General features: G+C 52.0%; 12 protein-coding genes. 3 read left to right on the plus strand and 9 right to left on the minus strand.

The features are described 5' to 3' along the window. Position 1: 1 nt before the first annotated feature. From motB to flhD, 4 genes are all read right to left on the minus strand, one after another. Positions 2-931: a flagellar motor protein MotB gene (gene motB / locus G0034_RS13790; RefSeq protein ID WP_014884353.1), complete on the minus strand. Its 930-nt coding sequence runs from the start codon at positions 929-931 to the stop codon at positions 2-4. Further along, positions 928-1,815 carry a flagellar motor stator protein MotA gene (motA, locus tag G0034_RS13795; RefSeq protein ID WP_008500417.1) on the minus strand — a complete coding sequence of 296 codons (888 nt, stop codon included), beginning with the start codon at positions 1,813-1,815 and terminating at the stop codon, positions 928-930. Before motA ends, motB begins: the two co-directional genes overlap by 4 nt. Positions 1,816-1,938: 123 nt before the next feature. Further along, positions 1,939-2,517, minus strand: coding sequence for a flagellar transcriptional regulator FlhC (flhC, locus tag G0034_RS13800; RefSeq protein ID WP_014884354.1), 579 nt, complete (start codon positions 2,515-2,517; stop codon positions 1,939-1,941). Positions 2,518-2,519: 2 nt separating this feature from the next. Then, positions 2,520-2,870 (minus strand): flagellar transcriptional regulator FlhD, encoded by a 351-nt coding sequence (gene flhD / locus G0034_RS13805; RefSeq protein ID WP_013096050.1) that lies wholly within the window; start codon positions 2,868-2,870, stop codon positions 2,520-2,522. 794 nt (positions 2,871-3,664) lie between these two features. Here flhD and uspC point away from each other — a divergent pair. Further along, complete coding sequence (uspC, locus tag G0034_RS13810) at positions 3,665-4,093, plus strand: universal stress protein UspC (protein WP_014884355.1); 429 nt, start codon at positions 3,665-3,667, stop codon at positions 4,091-4,093. 15 nt (positions 4,094-4,108) lie between these two features. Here the strand turns inward: uspC and otsA are convergent, their stop codons facing one another. The 5 genes from otsA to araF all read right to left on the minus strand — a co-directional run bounded on the left by otsA (position 4,109) and on the right by araF (position 10,058). After that, a complete protein-coding gene (gene otsA / locus G0034_RS13815; protein ID WP_014884356.1) occupies positions 4,109-5,533 on the minus strand; it encodes an alpha,alpha-trehalose-phosphate synthase in 1,425 nt (474 codons plus the stop codon). Beyond that, complete coding sequence (otsB, locus tag G0034_RS13820; protein WP_179120970.1) at positions 5,508-6,311, minus strand: trehalose-phosphatase; 804 nt, start codon at positions 6,309-6,311, stop codon at positions 5,508-5,510. Before otsB ends, otsA begins: the two co-directional genes overlap by 26 nt. A gap of 176 nt (positions 6,312-6,487) precedes the next feature. Then, the gene (gene araH, locus G0034_RS13825) at positions 6,488-7,468 is read right to left on the minus strand and encodes an arabinose ABC transporter permease AraH (RefSeq protein WP_014884358.1); all 981 of its coding nucleotides are present in this window, start codon (positions 7,466-7,468) and stop codon (positions 6,488-6,490) included. 14 nt (positions 7,469-7,482) lie between these two features. Continuing rightward, positions 7,483-8,997 carry an L-arabinose ABC transporter ATP-binding protein AraG gene (gene araG / locus G0034_RS13830; RefSeq protein WP_014884359.1) on the minus strand — a complete coding sequence of 505 codons (1,515 nt, stop codon included), beginning with the start codon at positions 8,995-8,997 and terminating at the stop codon, positions 7,483-7,485. Positions 8,998-9,068: 71 nt separating this feature from the next. Next, complete coding sequence (araF, locus tag G0034_RS13835) at positions 9,069-10,058, minus strand: arabinose ABC transporter substrate-binding protein AraF (RefSeq protein WP_008500409.1); 990 nt, start codon at positions 10,056-10,058, stop codon at positions 9,069-9,071. 789 nt (positions 10,059-10,847) lie between these two features. Here araF and G0034_RS13840 point away from each other — a divergent pair. Then, positions 10,848-11,351: a non-heme ferritin-like protein gene (locus G0034_RS13840; RefSeq protein ID WP_014884361.1), complete on the plus strand. Its 504-nt coding sequence runs from the start codon at positions 10,848-10,850 to the stop codon at positions 11,349-11,351. Positions 11,352-11,505: 154 nt separating this feature from the next. Beyond that, positions 11,506-12,849 (plus strand): anaerobic C4-dicarboxylate transporter, encoded by a 1,344-nt coding sequence (locus G0034_RS13845; RefSeq protein ID WP_014884362.1) that lies wholly within the window; start codon positions 11,506-11,508, stop codon positions 12,847-12,849. Positions 12,850-12,890: the final 41 nt, after the last annotated feature.

Consider the following 12,890-nt stretch of genomic DNA (forward strand, 5'->3'; position numbering starts at 1 on the left):
ATCACCTCGGATTGGCTGGTGGCGATGTTGGAACGGCAGCCGAAGGAACGGCCCCAGGCTGTTTTAAATCGTCCAGTGACTCATTCTGACTTTCGGCGTTTTCATGCAGGATGGCCTGCTCCGCCTGCTGGTTCAGCACTAAAAGACTGATACGACGGTTGATGGCGTCATCCGGCCCGCGGTCGGAGACGCGCATGGTTGCTGCCATGCCGACCACGCGCAGTACCTTGCCATCATCAAGCCCACCGGCCACCAGCTCGCGACGCGAGGCGTTGGCACGATCGGCAGAAAGCTCCCAGTTGCTGTATCCCTTCTCCCCACTGGCGTACGGGAAATCATCCGTGTGGCCTGACAGGCTGATTCGGTTAGGAATGCCGTTCAGCACCGGTGCAATAGCGCGCAGAATATCGCGCATGTACGGCTCAACCTCGGCGCTGCCGGTTTTAAACATCGGACGGTTCTGGCTATCAATGATCTGAATACGCAACCCTTCCTGCACCAGATCGATTTTCAGGTGCGGTCGCAACGCACGCAGTTTGGGGTCAGCCTCAATCAGCTGATCGAGATCGCCACGCAGTTTTTTCAGACGCGCCTGTTCCATCTTCCTCTTCAGCTCGTCGATGTTCGGCTCTTTTTTCACCTCACCCTTCTGCTGGGTGTAATCATCACCGCCGCCAGGAATGGGGCTGTCGCTGTTAGAGATACGCGGCCCACCGGTCACTGCCGTCGCCAGCGGCGTACGGAAATATTCGGCAATCTGGATCAGTTCTTTCGGGCTGGAGATGGAGATCAGCCACATCACCAGAAAGAACGCCATCATTGCAGTCATAAAGTCGGCGTAAGCGATTTTCCACGAGCCGTGCGCGCCATGCCCACCGCCCTTGTGCTTGCGTTTTTTTACGATGACGATCGGATGGGACTGATTTTTCATGCGTCCTCAGTTGTCGTCTGTTGGTTTGGGTTTTTCACCGCGCGCACGTGTTCTTCAAGTTCGATAAACGACGGACGCTCGCTGGAGTAAAGCGTTTTACGGCCAAATTCAACCGCGATCGGCGGCGCATAACCGTTGAGGTTTGAGAGCAGCGTGATCTTCACGCACTGCATCATTTTGGTGGTTTCCGCGCTCTTCTGGCGCAGGACGCTGGCCAGCGGAGAGATAAAACCATAAGCCAGCAAAATACCGAGGAAGGTCCCTACCATCGCATGGGCAATCAGCGCGCCCAGTTCGGCCGCCGGACGATCCGCCGACGCCAGGGCATGTACCACCCCCATCACCGCCGCAACGATACCGAAAGCCGGAAGCGAGTCACCCACCAGCGCCAGGCTGTTGGCCGGCACTTCAGATTCGCTTTCGTGGGTTTCGATCTCTTCATCCATCAGCGCTTCGATTTCGAAGGTATTCATATTGCCGCTAATGATGAGTCGCAGATAATCGACGATGAAATCCAGCATCATGGCATCAGCCAGAATGCGCGGATAGCTGGCAAAAATTTCGCTCTCTTTCGGGTTTTCAATATCCCGCTCAAGAGAGAACATCCCCTGCTGACGTGACTTCGCCATCAGGCGATAGAGCAGCGCCAGCAGATCCATATACATGCTTTTGGTATATTTCGAGCGACGGAACAGCAATGGAATGGCTTTCAACGTGCCCTTGATGGATTTGCCGTTGTTACCAACGATAAAAGCCCCTACCCCTGCGCCGCCGATGATAATAAGTTCAGCCGGTTGATAGAGTGCTCCAAGGTGCCCGCCGGTCATCATGTAACCGCCGAAAACTGTACCGAGAACTACCAGGTAACCTAATAAGATAAGCACGACATCATCCTTCCGCTAGTGACTATGGCAAGGACGTTCAGTTCGTAGCGTTTACCGTTTGAGGGGTAAAAAAAAGCAGCGGTAATGACTTACCGCTGCTGGAATCTTGCCCACACGTTCGGGTTAAACAGCTTGTTCGATCTGTTCATCCAGCAGTTGTGGAATAATATCGGCAGCATCCCGGGAAAGTTTACGTCTTTTTACTGCGCGGGATGGAGGCTGGCATAAACTACAGGCGAAGCTGCCAACAGGCTGATGAGCATGGGTAATAAAATTGCCATCGCAGCAATTACAGCGCGACAATTCAAGCATTCCGCTCTCAACAAAACGTACCAGCGTCCATGCGCGGGTCAGTGCCAGCAGGGGGCCTTCGTCCTGCTGCGGGCATTGTTCAAGGTAAAGTTTATACGCTTTGATCACGGCGTCGACGCCGCTACACAAACCGGTTTTCAGAAGGTATTGCCAGGCGTTACAGAACATCGATGCGTGGATATTTTGCTCCCACGTCATAAACCAGTCTGTCGAAAACGGCAACATGCCTTTCGGCGGGGGACTACCACGTAACTCTTTATACAGTTTAATGAGGCGACCACGGCTCAGCTGAGTCTCGCTTTCCAGCATTTGTAAACGAGCACCCAGCGTAATCAGCTCCATGGCAAGCTGTATGTCACGCGCTTCCTGAACAATGCTTTTCTCGCTCATTGCTAGGCCCTTTTCTTACGGGCTGCGTCATCAGGCTGGCTGATTTCGTTAAGCAAGCGAGTGGAGAGAAGAATACCGGTATGGATCTGTTGCAGATCGTCAACACGGGACTCCTGCGTCAGACGCGTGATCGTCTGCGGATTGTCAAAACGGAACTGGCAAACCAGTTGATTCGTTTCGGCCAGTTTTACCATCTGCGGGAGGGTTAAACCACCCAGCATGGTTGCCATTTCTTCGTTAATACCCAGACGAAACATCGCGGACGCTTTGTCCTGACTAATTAAACGCTGCGCGAGCAGTAAATATGACAAATTGATGTCATAGATATGTTTTAGCAACTCGGATGTATGCATTGTTCCCATCCCGAATAACCAACTATTATTTTTATGCGGAAAGACCGCACCCCGTGATGTCGCCGGGAAATCACCCGGTATAAAAAGAAAAGGCTAAATGCATAGTTGAATCTAGGTTTGTATTCATCGAAACGCGCAAGAGTCGAAACGCAGTAACGTCTCTTACGTGGTTTATCATTTCTTACAAATAACTAAGATTTTTCCTAATTCGACGCAAACTCTACTCGTCAGATTTGCCACATACAATGCAGCCACCCTCAAATTTAAAAAAAATGTGATCCACGTCACACAATTTAAGTGAATATCCTCCATAAATCCATCAGTATGACTTGTAGTTTGTTCATTTTTTGCCCAATTGGCACAGTTTTGTATTCTTAATCGACGAATAGTCATGCAGAAGGGTGAAGCGAACTGGCATGTATCGTGCTTTTCCTGCCGTGAGCGCGCCCCGGAAACCTTCACAAGATGCTCATCTTAAGGAAACATTTTTCTTACCGTGAAAAAACATAGAGTTATGCAAGCCGCCCACAAAAATTGTTTCAGAGCGTGATCATTCGAAATATGTTTATAACGGGTTAAAACGATTTAACGGTAAAAGAGGGAAATTGTGTGATTTACGTTAAGTTGTTAATTTTTTTCATTTAGACGCGTTTTTCAGTTATTCTTCTTATAAGAATAATTAATGAATAATTATGATAAGCTTCACACTAATGTCGTAATCCCCTCTTGCAGATCCTGGTCATTCGCGGTAATGGTGATCACACGCTGTCTTTCAGACATCTAAGGAGTGCGACATGAGTTACTCCCATCTGCTTGTATCTGTTGCTGTTTCCCCCGAAAGCCATCTGCTTGTTTCCCGGGCCGTGTCCATCGCCAGGCCCAGCAATGCGCGCATTAGCCTCATCACGCTTGCAGCCGAACCCGAGATGTATAATCAGCTGGCAGCCCCCATGCTGGAAGATATTCGTGAGGTATTGCAGGAAGAAACACAGCAATTTCTGCGAGAGTTGGTAGAAAAGGCACAATATCCTGTTTACGAGACCGTAATTGCGACCGGTGAACTTAATGCTCATATTCTCGACATGTGTCGCAAACAGAATATTGATTTAGTGATTTGCGGGAACCATAACCACAGCTTTTTATCGCGCGCAGCTTGCGCGGCAAAATCTATTGTCGCGTCAAGCCAGGTTGATGTGCTGTTAGTGCCGCTTGGGGGGTCGTAACCCCCCGGAGGAATATCAGGCGAGTTTAGGGAATGTTGCGATCTTTTTTTGCAGATCGCCCTCATGGCTTTGCGGCGTTATTTCGCGGAGATCCTGAATAAAACGCGCCTGCCAGTGATTAATATCGTTCTTACGGATCGTCTCCATCATCTCAGCATGGCGTGAAATGCGCTCCGTCAGCGGCATGGTCAACGCGCGGTTGAGGGCATTAGCCACATCATCCCGATCGTAAGGGTTCACGATAAGCGCTGACGTGAGCTCATTCGCCGCCCCGGCAAACTGGGAAAGCACCAGCACCCCCGGGTCCGCCGGGTCCTGAGCCGCCACATACTCTTTTGCCACCAGGTTCATCCCGTCACGTAACGGGGTGACCAGCCCCACGTCTGCATAGCGGAAGACTTTCATCAGGATTTTGCGGTCAAAATGCTGATTCAGGTAAAAGAGCGGCGTCCAGCCAAGCTGACCATAGCGACCATTGATGCGCCCCGCTTCCGTTTCCAGCTGGTGACGAATATCCTGGTAGGCCTGAACTTCACCGCGCGACGTTGGCGCTATCTGGGTATAACGAATTTTACCGTGGTGCTGAGGGTATTTATCCAGCAGCGTTTCATAGGCCAGGAAGCGTTCCGGTAGCCCTTTGGAATAATCCAGACGCTCTACCGAGAAGATATTCTTCACATGCTTGAGTTCATTCTTCAGCTGCGCCAGCTTCGGCGGCAGCGGGCCGGAAGCCTGATCCGCAATCTCGTCAGGTTCAATCCCAATCGGATACACTTCGGTGTGGAAGGTTTTCCCCCACGCCGTATGGGTCTTGCCGCCTTTTGTCATCAGTCGCGTTTTACCTGACACCGAATCCAGGAACGCGAGGCGGTCATTTTCGGTCTGGAAGCCCAATAAATCGTAATCACACAGCCCCTCCAGCAGCGCTTCATGCGGCGGCAGTGCGGTAAAGATCTCCGGCGTCGGGAACGGTATGTGCAGGAAGAAGCCAATCCGGTTGTTTACTCCCCTTTTACGCAGCTCTCGGGCGAAGGGCAGCAGGTGGTAATCGTGGATCCATAAAATATCGTCTTCCTCTATAAGAGGCAGCAGTTTATCCGCCAGCAGCGCGTTGACGCGCGAGTAGCCTTCGAAGGATTCACGCTGGAATTTGACCAGGTCAAGACGATAATGAAACGCAGGCCACAGCACGGCGTTGGAGAATTGCGAGTAATACTCGTCATAGTCTTTCTCTTTCAGCGCAAAGGATGCCCACGTGATATTCCCACGCGTCACTTTGTTAAGCGGTTTCTCTTCTTCACTGATTTCACCACTCCAGCCAAACCACAGCCCACCAGCAGCTTTCAAGGCACCTAACACCCCTACCGCCAGGCCACCTGCACTGGATTTTTTATCATCAGGCGGTGCAATTCGGTTAGAGACGACGACTAAGCGACCCATAATGGTTTCCCCCTTTGTTTTGCGCTATTTGTTGTTGTTGCTGGTTAGCGATATCAGATATCCACTGCCAGACGGCGTCGACATTTGCCAGACGCCATTCTGCGTCAGTGTTACCAGGCCCCACCTTAACGGCGATCCCTCCGGCCTGATTCACCACGCGAAATCCGGCCTCGTCGGTCAGATCATCGCCTAAAAATACCGGTATACGTCCCTTAAATGGCGGTTCCGCCATAAACGCCGCAATAGCAGCACCTTTATTAATGCCCTCAGGTTTTATCTCAACGACACACTTCCCCGGCTGCAGCGCGAGCTGCGGGTGTGCATCGACCACGCTACGGGCAATCGCAAATATCGCTGCTTCGTGATGCGGTGCCTGCCGATAGTGCAAGGCGAATGCCATGCCTTTCGCTTCCAGTTCCGTACCCGGGAGTGACGCCAGCGCCGAGGAGAGTTCAGTGTGTAACGCCTGAATTAAGGTATCGGGGAGTGATACAACATGCAGTTGATCATGGATATCGCGGCGCTCCGCTCCGTGTACACCGGCTAGCGGAAAGTGGTAAGGACTGGCGAGCACATCCAGCTCGGCCATTGAGCGCCCTGAAATCAATGCCAATGCGCCCTCGTTCAGTCGAGAGAGCTGCTGCAAATTCTCTAACACCGTATCCGGTACGACCACGTCGTCAGGATGCGGCTGGATCCCGGCGAGTGTCCCGTCGAGGTCAAAAAAGAAAGCATATTTTCCGGGCAGTACAGGCGGTGCGGTTAACGAGTCAGCCACCCTTTTCCTCCTTACAGTTGATGAGAGATAAACGCCTTTACCTCTTTCATAGCCATGTAAGTATAGACAGTGTGATGGGGCTCGCCATTTGACAACCGCCCCGCCAGCAAAACTGGCGAGGCGGTTCAGGGGTCAACTATGGTTATAAGTTGAGCAATAAAAAGTCAGCGTCGGGGTTACACGGTACGCTTTGCTTTTTGCTTGTAACGGTCGAATATCACCGCCGCCAGCAGGATCAGACCACGCACCACGTACTGAGAGAACGGCGAAATATTCAGCAGGTTCATGGCGTTCTCTACCGTCCCTAAAATCAGGATACCGGCCACCACATATGAGATTTTTCCGATGCCGCCCTTGAGGGAAACACCCCCTAAAACGCAGGCAGAAATGACGATCAGCTCATAACCAATCGAGGTCATTGGCTGGCCGCTGGTCATACGCGAGGCCAGAATAATCCCGGCGGCGGCAGAAACCAGTCCCGAGAGGACAAAGATAATAATCTTGGTGCGCACCACCGGCACACCGGCCAGACGTGCGGCTTCTTCATTGCCCCCGATCGCCAGAGTATTGCGGCCAAACGTGGTCCGGTTGAGCAGGAAGCCGAACAGGATCAGGCAGGCCACGGTGAGCCAGATTGGCGCAGGCAGGCCCAGCCAGTTGGCGTAACCCAGCGTAAAGAAGCGCTCGTCTTCAATCCCGACCGCTTTACCGTCGGAGATGATATAGGCCAGACCTCGCACAATTTGCATCGTCGCAAGCGTGGTTATCAGGGCGTTAATCTTCAGACGAGCAATGACAAAACCGTTCACCAGGCCGCTAAGCACGCCGAGTAACAGACCCGCCAGCACGCCAATCCACAGGCTTTCTGTCATGTTGATCACCACGGCGGTGGTCACGCCCGCACAGGCGATAACAGAGGCCACCGACAGGTCGAAATCACCGGAGGCCAGACAGAACAGCATACCGCAGGCCACCATGCCGGACATGGAAATGGCCAGGCCCAATCCTTTCATATTAATGAAAGTGGCAAAGTTAGGGACGAAGATCGCACAGGCGACGAAAAGTGCGGCAAAGACCACCAGCATGCCGTACTGATCCCAGATACGACCAAAACTAAAAGCCGACTTCGGCGCTCCGGATGTAGTAACAGAGGACATCATTAACTCCTTACTCAGGCGACTGCCTGGCTGACTTTAGGCATGGCGAGGTTCAACGCCTGTTGTTCATTCGCCTGTTCATGAAGTAATTCACCGGCGATTTCGCCTTCACGCATCACCACAATGCGGTCGGCAACGCCAAGCACCTCCGGCAGATCGCTGGAGGCGAAAAGTACCGCCACGCCGCGTTTTGCCAGTTCATAGATCACGTTATAAATCTCGTGTTTTGCGCCCACATCGATACCGCGCGTCGGCTCATCCAGCAAAATGACCTTCATGTCTTCCGACAACCAGCGGCCTAAAATGGCCTTCTGCTGGTTCCCCCCTGACAAATTCATAATCAGCTGTTCCGGGCCGGGCGTTTTAATATTCAGCGAGCGAATATGGTGGTCGGCATTGCTCGACTCCCAGCTGTCGTTTATCAGGCAACCCGCGCGAATAAACTTACGGCGGGCGGAAATATTGATGTTGTCACGCACCGAATGCACCGGAATGATCCCTTCCGCTTTACGGTCTTCCGGACAGAGCATCATTCCTGCCCTGATTGCGTGGGCGGGTTTCTGGATATCAACCTGCTCACCGTCGATGGAGACCCGCCCTGCGGAAATGCGGGTACCCCCGAACAAGCCTTTCATTAATTCGCTGCGCCCAGCCCCTACCAGGCCAAACAGCCCGACGATCTCGCCGCTGCGGACGGATAATGAAACCGGTGTTCTCACGCCTGGCGCTTTCACGTTTTCTAGCCGCAGGCGTTCAGGGCCATACTCGCGCGGCTTCCAGTGATAGATATCGCCCAGATCGCGTCCGACCATCGCCTGAACAAGCTGGTCATGGTTAACCTGCTGCATATCGCTAAAGGTGCGCACATAGCGCCCATCTTTAAAGACGGTAATGGCATCGCTCAGGGCAAATATCTCTTCCATGCGGTGCGAGACGTACAAAATGGTGCGTCCTTCCTGTCGCAACTCGCGGATCACGCGGAACAGGTTTTCGATTTCACGCTTGGAGAGCGAGCTGGTGGGTTCATCGAAAGCAATAATTTTGGCGTTGCGCGCCAGCGCCTTGGCAATTTCAACCATCTGCCACTGGCCGATGGAGAGATATTTCAGCGGCGTCTGGGGATCGACATCCAGACCAAGATGTTTAAGCTGCAGCCCCGCTTCATAATTAAGTAGCGAACGGTTCACCACGCCGCCTTTGTGCGGAAGCTGGCCTAAATAGATATTTTCCGCCACGGTCATCTCGGGAATAAGGTGCAATTCCTGATAGATAATGGCCACCCCGGCATTAAGCGCCGCCGTGGTATCGGCAAAGGCCATCTCTTCGCCGCGAATAGCCAGCGTGCCGGTTGTTGGCGCGTAGTTGCCGCTGAGGATTTTTAACAGCGTGGATTTCCCCGCTCCGTTTTCCCCCATCAGGGCGTGAACCTGTCCGGCATAGCAGTCAAAGCTGATATCGGTCAGCGCATTAACACCGGGGAACGTTTTCCCGATGCCGCGAAAAGAGAGATAGGGATGAGACTGTTGCATAACGACTCCGTGATTCCTGTAGTCTGTACGTCTGGCCCCTTACGGCGAGTAAGGGGCACAATCACAGCGTATTACTTACCGCCCAGTCCTTTTTTCGCCAGTTCCTCTTTGAAGTTGTCGCGGGTGATCAGCACCACGTCGGTCACTTCGGTAAATTTCGGCGGTTCAGCGCCTTTGGTTACCCAGTTGTAGAGCATTTCGCTGGATTTGTAGCCGTGGACATCCGGGCTTGGCAGCAGAGAACCGTAGAAGCCGGTGGCCTGCGCTTTGGAAAGCTCACTGACGGCGTCAACGCCGTTGATGCCAATTCCGATCACATCGGGCGCTTTAAAGCCCTGGCCTTCTGTCGCACGGACCCCACCCAGCACGGTGTTATCGTTCATACCGACCACCAGCCAGTGCTTCACTTCCGGGTGCTGAACCAGCATGGAGTTCGCGGCGTCAAATGCCCCTGGGATATCGTTGGATTTGGTCGGGACTTTATAGATCTGTTTCTCCGGGAAACCGGCCGCTTTCAGCGCGTCCATTGAGCCCGTCGTGCGACGACGTGCTGTGTCCAGCTCATCAGCGGTAATGGCCATGACGGCGGTCTCTTTCACATCCCAGCCGCGTTTCTGCATTTCTTTATAGAGTTCCTGACCCTGACGTTCGCCGATTTTGGTCGCCGCCATCATGACCAGCGGCACGCTGTCCATCGGTTTGCCTTTGGCATTCACGAACTGATCGTCAACGGCAATGACTTTCATGTCGTAACCGCGGGCTTTCGCCGCAATGGCGGACCCCAGTTTCGGATCCGGTGTACAGATAACAAAACCTTTTGCACCGCTGGCCGCCAGGCTGTCGATGGCGTTCAGCGTTTTCTCACCGTCGGGCACGGCGATTTTAATCACTTCAAAACCTAAATCTTTCCCGGCTTTATCTGCGAATTTCCACTCGGTCTGGAACCAGGGTTCTTCGGGCTGTTTTACCAGAAAACCGAGTTTTAAATTCTCAGCGATAGCGGATTGTGACATAACGGCAGCCAGACCGATGGCCGCCAGCGCTTTAGTAAATTTGTGCATGGTAAACTCCAGCTTTAGCATTCTTTTCTGTAGGGAATATTTGCGTGCTTCTTATTTAATCGGACTTAAAACAAGGCATTAGCGCTTACCTCGTCATAAGCGTTATTGCTGGTGATAGTTTTAGCGGGAAATTAATCATCCATAAGAGAGCCCCATCACACCGCAGAATTACAGTAATTGCGTACATAAATTCAGCGAAAAATGACATAAAAAAGGCAGGATTTATCAGACAAATAAAAGAGGGGTGAGCAGAATTATCCATAAGATTAGCTAAGAAGTCCCTGATGCCATTAGACCTGTCACGCCGGGGTTAAGGGTTGAAAGGAACATCCTGCTTTCCATCAAAAAAACACTCTCGCGCTGAAAATATATTTCCCGGCAAAAATTGATTTAGCGCAATTTTAATGAAACATCATATATGCGAAATGAATTATCTGTATTTATTGCTTTCCCAGATAATTATTCCGGCGCAATACTCCCGAAACACAAACCGTAGCACTAAAAACAGACTATCTCTTTATTATCAGTAAGATAGCGAGATTTCATTTCATGGGAATCTATTTGCATATTTGTACTATATTAAATTTTGTAATGTATGGTAAAAACAGCAGGATTAAGACTTTTCTTAAATTAAAGACAACGGTATGCTTATTTATATCGAACACAGGAAGTGAATTTCGGTCAGCTTTGGCACTGCAGAATCTCTTTTTCTGCTCTATTTCTTCGTATTTGCCTGGCGCTCAGGTTAAGCAACGGACATCACGTCCCACAGTCTATAAGGATATGAGTATGGCTACCCAAACGATGATGCAAAAACTTAACGCGCAGATGAACCTTGAGTTTTACGCCTCAAATCTGCACCTTTACCTCAGTGCGTGGTGTTCCGAGAAAAGCCTTACGGGCTCTGCCACGTTCTTTCGTTCACAGGCCCAAAGCAACGTCACCCACATGATGCGCGTCTTTAATTTCCTGAAAGCGGCGGGGGCAAACCCGGTTGTTAAAGCCCTGGAGGGGATCAACGATAATTACTCTTCTCTGGAAGAATTGTTTGAAAAGACGCTGGAAGAGTATGAACAGCGTTGCACGACGCTCAACAAGCTGGCCGATGAAGCCAGAGCGCAGCATGACATGACCACGCTGAAATTCCTGCGCGATATGGATAAAGAGCAGCAGCAGGACGGAATGCTGCTGAAAACCCTTGCGGACGAGATCCATAATGCGCAACAGGCAGGTTTGTGCCCGGAACAAACCGATCGCCACCTGCTCGACATTGTCACAGTGCAGCATCACTGACGCTTTTGACCTGCTCCCGTTTGGAGCAGGTTACCTTCCCTGCGCCAACCTTCTGCTTTTGCTAAGATTTAACAAATCAGATCTCGCTCCCAATGATTAACCACACAACATGTAATGATTTATTTAATTACATAATCATTGACGAGGGAGCAGCATGATCACCATTGAGTTTATTGTCATTCTCCTCTGCCTGCTGACGGGTACACGTTTTGGCGGCATGGGGCTTGGGTTAATCAGCGGGATTGGCCTTTTTATTTTGTGTTTTGTCTTTGGTCTCCAGCCCGGCAAGCCGCCGGTTGACGTGATGTTGACCATTCTCGCCGTGATTGGTTGTGCAGCCACCCTGCAAACGGCCGGTGGGCTCAATGTCATGATGCAATTTGCCGAACGCCTCCTGCGCAAACATCCGCAGCACATCACGCTTCTCGCCCCGTTTACCACCTGGATGCTGACCTTTCTCTGCGGTACCGGCCATGTGGTCTACACCATGTTCCCCATCATTGCGGATATCGCCCTGAAAAAAGGGATCCGACCCGAGCGTCCAATGGCCGTGGCATCGGTAGCATCGCAGATGGCAATCACGGCATCACCGGTTTCCGTCGCCGTCGTGTCGCTGGTCTCCATCCTGGCCGCCCAGCATGGGATCGGTCACGCGTGGGGGATCCTGGAAATACTCGCCGTGTCGGTTCCCGCTTCACTTTTTGGTGTCGCCATTGCTGCCCTGTGGAGTTTACGCCGCGGGAAAGATTTGTCTGACGACAGGGAGTTTCAGGAAAAACTAAAAGATCCAAAGCAGCGCGAGTTTATCTATGGCGGTACGGAGACGTTAATGAATCAACGTTTTCCGAAGCAGGCTTACTGGTCGACCTGGATTTTCTTTGCCGGTATTGCCGTGGTTGTCCTGCTCGGGGCCTTCCCCGAACTGCGCCCCGCCTTCGAGCTGAAAGGCAAAATGACGGCGCTGTCGATGAACCTGGTCATTCAGATGATGATGCTCATTGCCGGTGCCGTGATGCTGATGGCCTGCAAGGTCAATGCCTCAGCCATTTCTAACGGCGCGGTATTTAAGGCCGGTATGGTGGCGATTTTCTCGGTGTTCGGGGTGGCGTGGATGAGCGATACCTTTTTCCAGGCGCATCTCGACGAGTTAAAACTGGCGCTGGAAGGCGTGGTGAAAAGCCATCCGTGGACATATGCCATCGTGCTTTTCCTGGTGTCGAAACTGGTGAACAGCCAGGCGGCTGCCCTGACGGCCGTGGCGCCAATGGGGCTGATGCTGGGGATCGATCCAAAAATGCTGATCGCCTTTTTCCCGGCGTCATACGGCTATTTTGTTCTGCCGACCTATCCCAGTGATTTAGCCTGCATCGGCTTCGATCGCTCAGGAACCACCCGCATCGGCAAATTCATCATTAACCACAGCTTCATTCTGCCCGGGTTAATCGGTGTGAGCTGCGCGTGTGCGGCGAGCTACCTGCTGGTACAGACTTTCTTTTAAAGGCATCAACGGGCGACTTACGCGGTCGCCCGTTTGCAGAT

Source organism: Enterobacter sp. T2, assembly GCF_010692925.1.
GTDB lineage: Bacteria > Pseudomonadota > Gammaproteobacteria > Enterobacterales > Enterobacteriaceae > Enterobacter > Enterobacter kobei.